The following is a 14,316-nucleotide window of genomic DNA, read 5'->3' as shown; positions in this document are numbered from 1 at the left end:
TAAGCACGCCGCCAGCGTTCGTCCTGAGCCAGGATCAAACTCTCCGTGAATGTTTTCCCGTGATCGGGACAACACGACACGAGAGCGGGACAACCGGTCGGAATAGGACCGGTCGCCCACAGCGTCCTCGCTGTGTAATTGCCCACCAGAACCCGAAGGATCCGGCAGGACTTTCAAAGGAACCTCCAACCTGCCGTGGCAGGCCGGGGTATCAACATATCTGGCGTTGACTTTTGGCACGCTGTTGAGTTCTCAAGGAACGGACGCTTCCTTTGTACTCACCCTCTCGGGCTTTCCTCCGGGCTTTTCCCTCCGGTCTTGCGTTTCCGACTCTATCAGATCCTTCCGGACCCGATTCCCAGTCAGCGGGATTCGCCTTCCAGGTCTTCCGCTTCCGCGTTTTCCCTTTCCGGCGGTTCCGACTCTATCAGATCCTTTCGGGCCTGATTCCCAGTCAGCGGGATTTGTCTTCCCGGCCGTTGGGCCGTTCCGACGTCCAAAACTCTAGCGGATTTTCCCGGCGACTCATAATCGAGTCCTCAGAAATGAATTCCGGCATGCCGAAATTGCCCCGAGTGGGAGATCGTGCTGAGTTTTGGTTGCCGCGTTCGCGGCGGGATCGGCTGTCGCAGAACCGTTCCGGCCCCGTGACAACTCGAAGTACCTTACGGACCGGGGAAGAGCGTGTCAACTCGCCAGGTCAAGCCCTTTTCTCAGGTGCTGGGCACCGGTTCGGGCCGGGCCGGGGGCGGGCCCCGGCCCGCGGTCAGTCCAGGTCGGTGAGGCGGCCGCCGGCGTCCGGCTGGGCGTGCTCCACCCGGCGCAGGAGGCGGGTGAGCATGTCGCCGAGGACTCCGCGTTCGTCGCCCGTGAGGTCCTGGAGCAGGTCCTCCTCGAAGTCGGTGGCCATGCGCATCGCCTCCAGCCACTTCGTACGGCCCTCGTCGGTCAGCTCGACGATCACGCGCACCCGGTTGTTCTCGTCCCGGTCGCGGGTGACCAGCCCCTCGCCCGCCATGCGGTCGATGCGGTGGGTCATCGCCGCAGGGGTGAGTCCGAGGCGCTTGGCGAGCTCCCCCGGTCCCAGGCGATAAGGGGACCCGGACAGGACCAGGGTCTTGAGGACCTCCCACTCGGCGTTGCTGATGCCGAGAGCGGCGAGCTGGCGCCCGTACGCCACGTTCATCCGGCGGTTCAGTCGGCCCAGGGCCGAGACGACCTGCTCGACCTGGGGGTCCAGGTCGCGGAACTCGCGCTGGTAGGCGGCGATCTGCTCGTCGAGGCTCGGCTCCTGCGGGCCGGGCTGCTCGGTGGTGTCAGACATGGCGGGCAGTATGGCACGCCCTCCAACAGCTTCGAAGTCCTTCGGTTTGAATTGTTGAGGCTCTAACTTTAGTGCTAAAGTCTTCGGGTTCGAGTCGTTCGGATGGCTCGACGGATCGTTTCGAGACCTGAGGTAGGTGAGTGTGACCAGGGAGATGGGGGCAGCACTGCGGCGGATCCAGCTGGGGAGCGCGCTGAGCGCGTTCGGGCTGGGCTTCACCGTCCCGTATCTGTACGTCTACGTGGCGCAGGTGAGGGATCTGGGAGCCGGCACGGCGGGAGTCGTGCTGGCGGTCTTCGCCATGGCAGCGCTCGCCGTATTGCCGTTCACCGGGCGTGTCATCGACCGGCGCGGGCCGCTGCCCGTGCTCGTCGTCGCCTCGGCCGTCGCCTCCCTGGGCGCCGTCGCACTCGGCCTGTCGTCGAACGTGACCGCCTCAGTGCTCTCCGCCGCCGTTCTCGGGGCGGGCACCGCGGTCATGCAGCCGGCGCTCGCCACCATGCTCGTGTGGTGCTCCAGCACCGCCACCCGCACCCGCGCCTTCGCCATGCAGTTCTTCCTGCAGAACCTCGGGCTGGGCGTCGGCGGGCTCGTCGGCGGGCAGATCGTCGACACGAACCGGCCGGAGACCTTCACCCTGCTGTTCCTCATCGAGGCCGTGATGTTCGTCGTGCTCGGCGTCATCGCCGTCACGGTGCGGCTGCCGCGTACGGCGTCCGTTCCCGGGGCCGGGCCCGCCGAGGGCGGCAAGGCGCAGGGCGGACTGCGGGCACTGCTCTCGCACCGGGCCATGGTCCAGCTGTGCGTGCTGGGCTTCGTGCTGTTCTTCGCCTGCTACGGCCAGTTCGAGTCCGGGCTCGCGGCGTACGGCACCGAGGCCGCCGGCATCCAGCCCTCGACGCTCGGCATCGCCCTGGCCGCCAACACCGCCGTCATCGTCGTGGCGCAGTTCGTCGTGCTGCGGCTCGTGGAGCGCCGCAGGCGCAGCCGGGTCATCGCCTCGGTCGGCCTGATCTGGGCGTTCGCCTGGATCGTGGCGGGGTACGCGGGCCTCGGGCACGGCAGCCAGACGATGGCGACGGCCGCGATGATCTCCACGTACGCGCTGTTCGGACTCGGTGAGTCGATGTTGTCGCCGACCGTGGCACCGCTGGTCGCCGACCTGGCGCCGGAGTCGATGGTCGGGCAGTACAACTCCGCGTTCGCCCTGTGCAAGCAGCTCGCGCTGGCGGTCGGCCCGGCCGTGGGCGGCCCGATGGGGGCGACGCTGCACGGTCCGTACATCGTGACGTTCGTACTGTTCTCGCTGGGCATCACGGTGCTGGCGCTGCGGCTCGGCCGGCGGCTCACCCCCGTGCAGGACCAGCCGTCGATCGCGACGACGCCGTCCCGGGTGGTGGCCGTGTCGCTGCCGGACGCCGAACCGGTACCCGCCGCCGCCCGCTGAGACGACAGGGCTGAGACGACAGGGACGGGGAAGAGCGAGACAGAAGGCGAACAGGGGTCCTGCTTCCGGCGGGGCCCCTGTTCGCCTTTCCGTGTCCCGCCGCCGGAGCCACGGCGGCGGCGGTCACTGCGGCAGGGCGAATTCGCACCAGACCGATTTGCCGCCGCCCGGTGTGCGGCGGCTGCCCCAGGACGTGGCGATCGTCGCGACGATGGAGATGCCGCGGCCCGCCTCGTCCGCCGGGTCGGCGCGGCGGCGGCGCGGCAGGTGGTCGTCCCCGTCGGTGACCTCGATGATCAGACGGCGGTCGGTGCGGCGCAGGCCCAGGCGCATCGGCGGGGTGCCGTGCTTGAGGGAGTTCGCGACGAGCTCGCCGGCGGCCAGGACGCCCAGGTCGCAGAGCTCGACCGGGAAGCGCCAGGACGTCAGGACCCCGGTCGCGAAGGCGCGGGCGCGCGGGGCGGCCTCGACGCCGCCGAGGAGGTCGAGCGAGGCGTTGTGGAACAGCTCCGCGTCCGCCCCCGTGCGGGCGGGGTGCTGGACCACCAGTACGGCCACGTCGTCGTCGTGCTCCGCGGTCACGCCGAGGGAGCGGATCAGCCGGTCGCAGACCACCTGCGGGGAACCCTTGGCGCCGGACAGCGCGCGCTCCAGCGCGGCGACGCCCTCGTCGATGTCCTCGCTGCGCCGCTCCACCAGGCCGTCCGTGTAGAGGACCGCGGTGGAACCGAGCGGCAGCGCGATCGTGCCCGAGGTGTGGATCCAGCCGCCGGTGCCGAGCGGCGGTCCCGTCGGGTCCTCGGCGCGGTGGACCGTGCCGTCCTCGTCGCAGACCAGGATCGGGAGGTGGCCGGCGGAGGCGTAGACGAGGTGGCCCTCGTTCGGGTCGTGGACCGCGTAGGCGCAGGTGGCGATCTGGCTGGCGTCGATCTCGGCGGCCAGGCCGTCGAGGAGCTGGAGCACCTCGTGCGGCGGGAGGTCGAGCCGGGCGTAGGCGCGCACGGCCGTGCGGAGCTGGCCCATGACGGCGGCGGCGCGCACCCCGCGGCCCATCACGTCCCCGATGACCAGGGCGGTGCGGCCGGCGCCGAGGGTGATGACGTCGTACCAGTCGCCGCCGACCGCGGCATCCGTGCCGCCGGGCTGGTAGGTCGCGGCGATGCGGAGGTCGTCGGGCTGTTCCAGCTCCTGCGGGAGCAGGGAGCGCTGGAGGGTGACGGCCGTCTCGCGGTGCCGGCGCTCGCTCGCGCGGAGCCGTTCGGCCGCTTCGGCGTGGTCGGTGACGTCGGCGGCGTACACGAGCACCCCGCCTTCACCGCCCTTGTTCCCCTTGCCCTTGTTGCCCTTGTTGTTCCTGCCGCTCCTGGGAGGCCTGTTCTGCTTGCGGTCCGTGCCGTCGGGGCCGGGCTCCCCGTCCGGGTGCACCGGGGTGCAGGTCACGGTGTACGAGTTGCCGTTGCGGACCTTGCGGGACTTGACCGTGCGGGGGGTGCCGCTGCGCAGGACCTGGTCCATCAGCGGCAGCAGGCTGAGCTCGTCGAGCTCGGGCATGGCCTCGGCCGCGGTGGCGCCGATCGGGCGGGGGCCGAAGGCGGCGGTGTAGGCGTCGTTGACGTACGCGATGCGGTGGTCGGGGCCGTGGAGCAGGGCCACCGGGGCGGGCAGCCGGCCGAGGGTGTCCCGGGTGGAGAGGTCCTCCAGGGCGGGGCCGCCCGCGGGAGGTTCACCGCGCGGGTCGCCGTGCGGATCGGGGTCCGGTCCGTCGTGCGTGTCGCTGCGCGGGTCGCCGTCCGGCGGGCGCGGCCCGGTCTCGGGCTGTGCGTACTCGGCGCGGGCCGAGGGCACGGAACTGCGCTCGTCCCGTGCGGCGGCACGGCGCTGCGTTCCGGGTAGGCGGGCGCTCCAGCGCGTGAAGTTCACGGAATTTCTGGCCTCGTGTGTCGGTCTGGTCCGCTCGCGCGGGCTGCTCACTGTCGGTCACTGCCGGCCGGGTCACTCTGTGCAGATGTGGGCCCACCTATGGTCACACGTCCAGTGTGACGGACCGTACTGACAGTTGTCGGCACGGTCCGTCCCGGGCGGGTGGCCGATCGGTTCGACTGGCCGTCAGCCGCCGTTCCTCCGCAGGTCGTCGGGGCCCCGGGGGTCGTCGGGCCCCGGCGGGTTGCCGCGTCCCGGCGGGCCGTCCCCGTTCGGCGGGCCGTTCGGCCGGGGGCGTCTGCCGCCGGCGGCGAGCTCGAACTCCGCGCGCGGGTGCTCCAGCGAACCGAGGGAGACGATCTCGCGCTTGAAGAGCCCGGCGAGCGTCCACTCGGCGAGGACGCGGGCCTTCCGGTTGAACGTCGGGACGCGGCTGAGGTGGTACGTGCGGTGCATCAGCCAGGCCGGGTAGCCCTTGAGCTTGCGGCCGTAGACGTGGGCGACGCCCTTGTGGAGGCCGAGCGAGGCGACGGAGCCCGCGTAGGCGTGCCGGTACTCCTTGAGGGGTTCACCGGCCAGCGACGCGAGGACGTTCCCGGCGAGGACCTTGGCCTGGCGCACCGCGTGCTGGGCGTTGGGGGCGGTCTCCCGGCCCGGTTCCGCGGCGGTCAGGTCGGGGACGGCCGCGGCGTCCCCGGCGGCCCAGGCGTGCTCGACACCCTCGACGGCGAGCTCCGCCGTGCACCTGAGCCTGCCGCGCCCGTCGAGGGGCAGGTCGGTGGCGGCGAGGACCGGTGCGGGCCTGACGCCCGCCGTCCACACGAGGGTGCGGGTCGGGAAGCGGGAGCCGTCGCTCAGCACCGCGACCCGGTCCTCGCAGGTCTCCAGCCGGGTGTCGAGGCGTACGTCGATGTTGCGGCCGCGCAGCTCGCGGATCGCGTAGACGCCCATCTCGTCGCCGACCTCGGGAAGGATGCGGCCGGACGCCTCCACGAGGATCCACTTCAGGTCCTCGGCCTTGATGTTGTGGTAGTACCGCGAGGCGTAGCGGGCCATGTCCTCCAGCTCGGCGAGGGCCTCGACACCGGCGTAGCCGCCGCCGACGACGACGAAGGTGAGGGCGGCGTCGCGGACGGCCGGGTCGCGGGTGGAGGAGGCGATGTCCATCTGCTCGATGACGTGGTTGCGCAGCCCGATGGCCTCCTCGATGGTCTTGAAGCCGATGCCGTGGTCGGCCAGGCCGGGGACCGGGAGGGTGCGCGAGACGGAGCCGGGGGCCAGGACGAGTTCGTCGTACGGGATCTCCACGGCTCCGGTGCCGTCCTCCGCGGTGGCGAGGGTGGTGACGGTCACGGTGCGCTTGGCGTGGTCGACGCGCTGCGCCTCGCCGATCACGATCCGGCAGTCCGCCAGGACGCGGCGGAGCGGTACGACGACGTGGCGCGGCGAGATGGAGCCCGCCGCCGCCTCGGGCAGGAACGGCTGGTACGTCATGTAGGGCTCGGGGGTGACGACCACGATCTCGGCCGCACCGCTTCTGATCCGCTGCTTCAGCTTCCGCTGGAGACGCAGCGCCGTGTACATCCCGACGTAGCCGCCGCCGATGACGAGGATGCGCGCACCCGGCGGGGTTCCTGGGGGTGTTCCCCCGGATTCTGAAGCCATCACCACCCCATGACGCAACGTGCTCATGGGTTTGTCCACAGCCTCGACAAATTGTGTGACCGGAGGTTCTCCGCGGGCGGTCGTGGCCGGGCACCAAGGATGTACGGAAGCTGCGCAGGTCAGGGGTTGTGGTGGGGGTGTCGGGCCGGGGGTGAATCAGTGACCAACCGGTCCTTGCTCCGATCGGGGGGCGCTCCATGCGGAACTACCCCCTTCTGAATTGACCCGGGCTCAACTATGTTCGTATGTCGCCGGGGTGTCGGGTCGAGACCATGATCCACTCTCCGGCTCAAACGGCGGGAAGTCTCCGGGGGGAGACGTCATAACCGGGGGAACAGTTATGAAGATTCAGGATTCTCATTGGCAGAATGCTGCGGTTACGCCCCATTCGTCCGAAGGTAACGGACGAAACGGCGCGGTGGGAGCGGTTGCAGTGGCGACAGCCACCCCGGCCGGTACGACCACCACGGTCGGGGTGAACGGAACGGCCGCGGCGCATGGCCGCTCGGCTCCGCTCCGGGTGGATGCGCAGCGCAATCTGGAGCATGTCCTGCGAGCCGCCCGCGAGGTGTTCGGTGAGCTGGGCTACGGGGCTCCGATGGAGGATGTGGCGCGTCGCGCCAGGGTCGGGGTCGGCACGGTGTACCGCCGCTTCCCGAGCAAGGACGTGCTGGTCCGGCGAATAGCGGAGGAGGAGACCTCCCGGCTGACGGACCAGGCGCGCAGTGCGCTCGGCCAGGAGGACGAGCCGTGGTCGGCGCTGTCGCGCTTCCTGCGGACGTCCGTGGCCTCGGGCGCGGGGCGGCTGCTGCCGCCCCAGGTGCTGCGGGTCGGGGTCGATGTCGATTCCGACGTCGACGGCGCGGTGCAGGCCGGGGAGTCGACGGCCGTACCGGGTTCGGCCGACGGCCGGGACGAGGCCCGGGTTCCTCAGCAGCGTCAGGCCGACGACCAGTCCGAGGCCCGTCCCGCCGAGGGGCTCTCCGCCCCGGAGGCCGGGTTCGAGGACGACGACTCAGGGGCCGGGGAGCTGCTGGAAGTCGTCGGCCGACTGGTGGACCGGGCACGGGCCGCCGGTGAGCTGCGCCGTGACGTGACGGTCGCGGACGTCCTGCTGGTCATAGCTACGGCAGCGCCTTCGCTGCCGGACGCGGCCCAGCAGGCAGCGGCTTCGAGCCGGCTGCTGGACATCCTGCTGGAGGGGCTGCGTTCCCGTCCGGCCGCCTGAGCGGAGCACGACCGCTCGAACGGAACGACGGGACGGCGTGCGTGGATGACCGGGGTGCCGGGACACCGGGCCGTCGGGGTGTCGACGCGCCGAGGTTCCGGAGTCCGGAGTACTGACGGGTGATGTGCCCGGCGATGCGTCGCCGGGCACACCACCCGGGGTCCGCCGTCCGTGCGGCCGGGGTCCGCCCCGGCCGCGCGGGGACCCGAAGGAACCGGGAAGCCCGGAGAGGCCCGGAGAGGTCCGAAGGAACCGGGAGGCCCGAGGGGGTTCGAGAGGGTTCGAGAGGGCCTGGAAGCCCGATGTGCACGGCCGCGTTCAGGGCGGCGCGTGTCGCGGACGGCGCCCGCTTCGTTCGGCACCCACTACGTTCAGCGCCTGCCTCGTTCGATGCCGGGCTTCGTTCAGCGCCTGCCTCGTTCGGTGCCCGCCCGGGTGTGCGCCCCGGGTTGCGCGTGAGGGCATGGTGCAGGCGATGGGTGAACCCTGTGAGCACGGCGAACGCCGTGGGCGCACGGCGTTCAGGGCGAATGGTTGATGTGGCCCGATTTGATGGGGTCTCGGCCAACGATCCGTCGTCACCCGATCAATCAACGAGCCACTCTTTCGAGTGCAACTCACCCATTTCCCGGACCCCGCGCCCTTCGTTCTGCATTGAATGCGACTGCCCGCCGCCGAGACGTACCGCCCGCGCCCGCAACGAAGCCGCGACACAACCTCGTTCCGGCCCGTTCCACCCCGTTCCCGCTCGCTGGAGCCCGGTGGGAACACCTCGGGGACCTTCGTGTCGATGGCCCCGGCAGGGGAACTGTTGCACGCCGCCCACCGCCCGCTCGCACGGGAAAGCGACCGGCGAGTATTCCCCGAACGGATGACCGCCAGTACTTACATTCGAAAAAACGCCCCGGATGAGTGGTTGCGGGGACTGAGGGTTCGGCGTGATTGCGCCATGTGGCACGCTTGCCCGATGTTCGGGTCCGACAGCGCATACGGGGGCTACCGCGATGAGCGGTGACGGGCAGCAGGAAGAGTCGTTCGACGACGTCTCCGCCATAGGCGGTGTCGCGGAAGCCGGTGGGCGGTCCCCCCGGCAGGTACCGAGTCAGGGCGGACCGGGACGGTCGGGCGGTGGTGACGCCGAGGGCGGCACCGTGCTGCCGGGCCCGTGGCCGGCCCCGGTCGAGTCCGGCGGTGAGGCGGCGGCCGAGGCGTCGGTGCCGATGCAGCGGGAGGGCGGCAGCGCCGACGTCTCCGGCGGGGCCCCGTCCGACGCCGATCTGATCCGACGGATGCGGGGCGGCGACGACCTCGCGTACGAGGAGCTGTTCCGGCGGCACTCGGACGCGGTGCGACGCTACGCGCGAAGCTGCTGCCGGGACGCCCACACGGCCGACGACCTGACGGCCGAGGTCTTCGCCCGCACGCTGCAGGCGGTACGGCGGGGCAAGGGACCCGAAGAGGCCGTGCGGGCCTACCTCATGACGGCCGTCAGGCACGTCGGGGCGGCCTGGACCAAGACCGCGAAGCGGGAGCACCTGGTCGACGACTTCGCGGTGTTCGCCGCGCAGGCCGCCCAGTCCTCCCAGGTGTCGGACACGGACACGCTCGACCTCGGCGCCGACGTACGGGCGATGCACGAGGCCGAGCAGTCGATGGCGATGCAGGCGTTCCGCAGCCTTCCGGAGCGCTGGCAGGCCGTGCTGTGGCACACCACCGTCGAGGAGGAGTCGCCCAGCGAGATCGCACCGCTCTTCGGGCTGACCGCCAACGCCACGGCGGTGCTGGCCAGCCGGGCCCGCGAGGGCCTCAAGCAGGCCTACCTCCAGGCGCACGTGAGCCAGGCGCTCACCGCGGGCGGCGACTGCGCACGTTACGCCGACCGGCTCGGCGCGTACGCCCGGGGCGGACTGCGCATGCGGGCCGAGCGCGGGCTGCGGGGGCATCTGGACGAGTGCGTGAAGTGCCGGCTCGCCGCGGGCGAGCTCGCCCATGTCAACGCCGGGATTCCCGCGCTGCTGCCGGTCGCGGTCATCGGCTGGTTCGCCGCCGGGTACGCGCTCAAGGCTGCCGGAATCGTCGCCGGTGGCGCGGTGGGCGCCGCCGGTGCGGGTGCCGCCGCGGCGGCGACCGGGGGAGGTTCCACCGGGGGTGCGGCCGGTGGTGCCGCGGCCTCGGAGGGGCTCGGCGCGCCGGCGAAGGCCGGCATCGTGGCGGCGGTCGTCGTGGCCGCCGCGGCCGGGCTGGTCTGGGCCATGGCCGGCGACGAACAGCCGAAGCCCGAGGCCCGGCACCAGCCGAAGCCCGCGGTCGTGGCTCCCCCGGCGCCGACCCCGCCGAAGCCGACCCCGCCCCCGGAACCCGCGCCTCCGGCGCCCCCCGCCCCGCCGGCGCCGAAGCCGAAGCCCACTCCCACGCCCACCCCGACACCCACTCCGACTCCGACTCCGCCTCCGAAACCGGCGCCGAAGCCCACCCCTCCGGCGCCGAAGCCGCCCGCCCCGGAGCCGAAGCCCACCCCGACCCCGACGCCACCACCGCCCGCCCCGGAGGTGTACCAGGTCAGCGAGCTGAACTACTCGGTCCTGGGCGACCACACCGAGCCGGAGGTGGTGATGGGCGAGAGCAGCTGGGTCTGGCAGCGGTCCGGCGTGTCGATCGGTGGCACCACGTACGCGCACGGGGTGACCGTGCACAGCAAGTCCTCGGTCACCATCCAGCTGAACAAGCAGTGCACGCGTTACGAGGCGATGGTCGGGATCGACGACATGATGATGGGCCTCGGGTCGGTGCGCTTCTCCGTCTTCAACGGTGACGGGACGCGGCTGTGGCAGTCCCCGGTGATGAACGGCGGCGATCCGGCCGTGCCCGTACGGGTCGGCATCACCGGCCAGAAGAGCATCCGGCTCGTCGTCGAGCGCGCCCGGAACGGCGGCGGTGTGACGCTCGCCGACTGGGCGGATTCACGCATCAGCTGCCAGTGAGCCGGTCCGGGGCGCCGGGGACGGCTCCCGGGACGCCCGGGGTTCCCGGGACGCCCGGGACGCCCGGGGCCGGGGTGGGTGCTGCGGCAGGGGTGGGCGCCGGGGCCGGGAAGTCCGGCGCTGAGAGGCCCGGCGCGGGAAGGCCCGGCGCGGGAAGGCCCGCGGTGATGCGGGTCAGCAGGTCGATGACGTCGTCGACGGTCAGCGCACGGCCCGCGGCGCGCTCCGACTCGTACCGCCGGGACCCGAGTTCCTCGCGCGCCCGCCGGGAGGCCCCGTCCACCTCGGCCTGCTCGGCCCTCGTCCTGGGGGCGGAGGGGCGCCAGTTGTCGGCCGCCGCCAGGATCCGTACGGCGGCCCCGGGCATGCCCAGTTCCGGCAGCACGGCCGCCGCGCCCTCCGCCAGCTGACCGGTGACGAGTTCGGCGCACCGTGCGTCCCTCGCCCCGCGCAGGGCTGCCGTCAGCCCCAGGGCCGCGGCGGCCGGGCCGCGGCCCGGCCCCGGCTCGCGCGCCGTGACCCGGGCGGCCAGGCCCTGCACGATCGCGGTGAAGTGCGACGGCGGGATGCCGTGCCCGTCCTCCCCCTCCACCTCGGTGACCAGCCGTCGCGCCTCCACGAGGTCGCCCCGGTCCAGGGCCGCGGTGGCGCGCAGGAAGCAGCCGTAGGCGTGGGCGTCGTGCACCTGGTAACGGTCCGCCTCGCTCTCCGACTCGGCCAGGTGCCGTTCGAAGGCCGCCGTGTCACCGGTGCGGTGGGCGATCTCCGCGAGGCGCGCGAGGATGAACGGCGCCTCGGCGTGCGCCCCCACCTCACGGGCGAGCAGCAGCGCCTCCTCGTACGCCTCGCGCGCCTGCGCGTACCGTCCGCGCATCGCCCCCGCCTCCGCGGCGGCGCTCGCGGCCTGCGCGCGGATCCAGCGGTCGCCGACGCGGCGGCTCAGCTCGCGCAGCTCCGCGAGGTCGTCGTCGACCCCGGGCATGCCGCCGGGCATGTCGACGATCATGTGGGTGCGGAACATCAGCGCGACGCAGTACTCCCAGTCGCCGCCGTGGGCACGGGTGTTGGCGACCACCTGCTCGACCCTGGCGTGCGCCTCCTCCGTGGGGCGGTTCCCGAACAGGGTCATCGGCCAGAGCAGTCCCGGGAAACGGGCGGACTGCGGTCCCGGGGCCATGAAGGCATCGGCCACCCGGTTCATCAGGGCCTGGTACCGCTCGTCGCCGTGGACGTCGTCGGCCGGGCGGCTCTCGATGGCGAGGAAGTACAGCAACATCTCCAGATGCCTGCGCGGCCAGTGGCGGGGGTCGCCGTCCCCGGCCGGTTCCGGTCCCAGCGCCATGGTCCGCTCGGCCCAGGCGTGGCCCTCGGTGCGGAAGTCGCGCAGCCACCAGAACCACCCCATGCCGAGGACCAGGCGGATGGCCTCCGGTTCAAGGGCGCGGGTGACGACGGTGCGGTGGAGGGCGGCCCTGATGTTGTCGAGGTCGGTCTCCAGCCGCTCGATCCAGAGCAGTTGGTCGCCGGAGCGCAGCCGGGGGTCGGCCTCCTCGACCAGGGCGACGAAGTACGCGGTGTGCGCGTCCTCGGCGGCGGCGCGCACGTCCGGGGTCTCGGCGGCGCGTTCGACGGCGTACTCGTGGATGGTCTCCAGAAGGCGGTAGCGCATGTCGCCGGAGCCGGTCGGGGTGGCGACGACGAGTGACTTGTCGACGAGGGCGCCGATCAGGTCGGCGACCGGGGGCCGGTCCCGGCCGGTCGTGACGACGGCCTCCGCGGCCGCCAGGTCCCAGCCGCCCGCGAAGACGGAGACCTGACGCAGGGCGGTGCGTTCGGCCCCGTCGAGGAGGTCCCAGGACCAGTCGACGACGGCCCGCAGGGTCTGCTGCCGCGGCAGTACGGTGCGGCTCCCGCCGGTCAGCAGCCGGAACCGGTCGTCGAGCCGGTCCGCGATCTGCCGGGGGCTGAGCATCCGCAGCCGGGCCGCGGCGAGTTCGATGGCGAGCGGCTGGCCGTCGAGCCGCCGGCAGATCTCGGCGACGGCGTCCGGATCGTGCGCCGCCTCCTGCTCGGGGTCGAAGCCGGGGCGTACGGCGCGGGCGCGTTCGGCGAACAGCCGGTGGGCGGGGTCGGCCGGGAGCGGGCCGACCGGGCGCACGGATTCGCCGGGGACGCCGAGGGGTTCCCGGCTGGTGGCGAGGACGCGCAGCCCCGGGCAGTGGGTGAGCAGGGTCTCGGCGAGGGCGGCGGCCGCGCCGACGACGTGCTCGCAGTTGTCCAGGACGAGCAGGACCGGACGGACGCGGGAGCAGTGCGCCAGGTGCTCGACGAGGAGTTCGGTCGGGTCGGTGCGGGACGGCTGGGCGTCGCGGTTGTCGCGCAGGAGTGCGGTCTCGCGCAGACCGAGGGCGGAGAGCACGGCTCCGGGTACGTCGGCGGGGTCCTCCACCGGGGCGAGCTCGGCCATCCACGCCTCCGTGAAGGGCGGCCCCGCCTCCGTGGAGGACGACCCCGTCCGGTCCCCGCGGACCGCGGCCTCCTCGGCGAGCCTGGTCTTCCCGGAGCCGCCGGGACCGGTGAGGGTGACCAGACGGGAACGGGTCAGGTCGGCCTCGATGGACCGCAGTTCGGGCTCCCGGCCGACGAACGAGTTGAGCCGGGGGCGGAGATTGCCCTGCACGGTGCACGGGCCTGCTGCTCCGGACGGTCCCGTTGCCGTGACCGGGCCTGTTGTCGCGGACGGTCCTGTTGTTGCGGGCGGTCCTGCCGTCGCGGACGGTCCTGTCCTCGCGGGCGGTCCTGCCGTCGCGGAGGGGATGCGTGGTGGGGCGAGCAACTCGCGGTGGAGTCCGGCCAGTTCCGGTCCGGGGTCGGTCCCGAGATCGTCGGCGAGGGTGCGGCGGGCGTCCTCGTAGGCGGCCAGCGCGTCGGCCCGGCGCCCTTCGGCCCGCAGGGCGCGGATCAGCTGGGACCGGAAGCGCTCGTCGTACGGATGGGCCGCGGTCAGTTCCTCGAGTTCCGGTACGAGGGTGCGCGGGCCGGAACCGGAGCCGGGGCCTGTCCCCGTGCCCGTACCCGCGCCGCCCGTACCCGTGGCTGCGCCTTCCCCGGCGCTCCGCAGGTCCGCCTCGATGCGGCGTTCCAGCGCGGCCAGGCGGTGGGCCTCCGGGCGCAGGCCGTGCCCGTGCTCCCGGCCCGGCAGGTCGGCCAGGGCGGGGCCGCGCCACAGGGCGAGCGCGGTGCGGAGCGTGCGGGCGGCCGTCACGGGATCGCCCGCGTCGAGTTCCCCGGCCCCCTGCCGGGACAGTCGCTCGAACACGTGCAGATCGACCTCGTCGGGCCCGGCCTCCAGGCGGTAACCGCCCTGGGTGCTCGTGATCGCGTCCCTGCCCAGCGCACGGCGCAGCCGGCCCACGAGCGCCTGGAGCGCGGCGGGCGCGTCGTGCGGCGGCTCGTCGGCCCAGACGTCGTCGACCAGGTCTGCGACGGGGACGGGGCGCCCCGCGCGCAGGGCGAGGGCCGCGAGGAGCGCGCGCAGGCGCGGGCCGCCCACGGGCAGGGCACCGCCGTTCTCGTCTCGCGCCTCGGTGACGCCCAGGATCAGGTACCGCACCCGGCCATTGTGTCCCGCGACCCATCCGTCGGCCGTGGGCCGTCGCCGACCTCACCGACTGTCGGCCGTGGGCCGTGGGCCGTTGCCGACCGTCACGGGCCACCGGCCGTGGACCGTCACCGCCCGTCCCCGGTGTCC

At 72.8% G+C, this 14,316-nt stretch carries 7 protein-coding genes; 3 read left to right on the top strand and 4 right to left on the bottom strand.

The genetic code is table 11. The features are described 5' to 3' along the window. Positions 1–766 precede the first annotated feature (766 nt). Positions 767–1,324, bottom strand: coding sequence for a MarR family transcriptional regulator (locus tag ABZZ04_RS02095; protein ID WP_148837095.1), 558 nt, complete (start codon positions 1,322–1,324; stop codon positions 767–769). A gap of 154 nt (positions 1,325–1,478) precedes the next feature. Here ABZZ04_RS02095 and ABZZ04_RS02090 point away from each other — a divergent pair, with 154 nt between their 5' ends. Beyond that, positions 1,479–2,771 carry an MFS transporter gene (locus ABZZ04_RS02090; RefSeq protein WP_356930261.1) on the top strand — a complete coding sequence of 431 codons (1,293 nt, stop codon included), beginning with the start codon at positions 1,479–1,481 and terminating at the stop codon, positions 2,769–2,771. A 123-nt stretch (positions 2,772–2,894) separates the two neighbouring features. On the opposite strand, the gene ABZZ04_RS02085 is transcribed toward ABZZ04_RS02090, so the two are convergent. Next, positions 2,895–4,691: a SpoIIE family protein phosphatase gene (locus tag ABZZ04_RS02085; RefSeq protein WP_356930233.1), complete on the bottom strand. Its 1,797-nt coding sequence runs from the start codon at positions 4,689–4,691 to the stop codon at positions 2,895–2,897. 186 nt (positions 4,692–4,877) lie between these two features. Next, positions 4,878–6,356 carry an FAD-dependent oxidoreductase gene (locus ABZZ04_RS02080; protein ID WP_356930232.1) on the bottom strand — a complete coding sequence of 493 codons (1,479 nt, stop codon included), beginning with the start codon at positions 6,354–6,356 and terminating at the stop codon, positions 4,878–4,880. A 340-nt stretch (positions 6,357–6,696) separates the two neighbouring features. On the opposite strand from ABZZ04_RS02080, the gene ABZZ04_RS02075 reads away from it, so the two are divergent. Together ABZZ04_RS02075 and ABZZ04_RS02070 are read left to right on the top strand one after the other, a co-directional pair. Then, positions 6,697–7,584: a helix-turn-helix domain-containing protein gene (locus ABZZ04_RS02075; protein ID WP_356930231.1), complete on the top strand. Its 888-nt coding sequence runs from the start codon at positions 6,697–6,699 to the stop codon at positions 7,582–7,584. 1,004 nt (positions 7,585–8,588) lie between these two features. Then, positions 8,589–10,565 carry a sigma-70 family RNA polymerase sigma factor gene (locus ABZZ04_RS02070; RefSeq protein WP_356930230.1) on the top strand — a complete coding sequence of 659 codons (1,977 nt, stop codon included), beginning with the start codon at positions 8,589–8,591 and terminating at the stop codon, positions 10,563–10,565. Here the strand turns inward: ABZZ04_RS02070 and ABZZ04_RS02065 are convergent. Further along, positions 10,552–14,178 carry a BTAD domain-containing putative transcriptional regulator gene (locus ABZZ04_RS02065; protein ID WP_356930229.1) on the bottom strand — a complete coding sequence of 1,209 codons (3,627 nt, stop codon included), beginning with the start codon at positions 14,176–14,178 and terminating at the stop codon, positions 10,552–10,554. The genes ABZZ04_RS02070 and ABZZ04_RS02065 overlap by 14 nt on opposite strands. Positions 14,179–14,316 lie beyond the last annotated feature (138 nt).

Origin of the sequence: Streptomyces sp. NPDC006435, from assembly GCF_040612315.1 — a bacterium.
Classification (GTDB): Bacteria; Actinomycetota; Actinomycetes; order Streptomycetales; family Streptomycetaceae; genus Streptomyces.
Note: the sequence above shows the minus strand (reverse complement) of the source record. Positions and strands in the feature narration are given on the sequence as shown.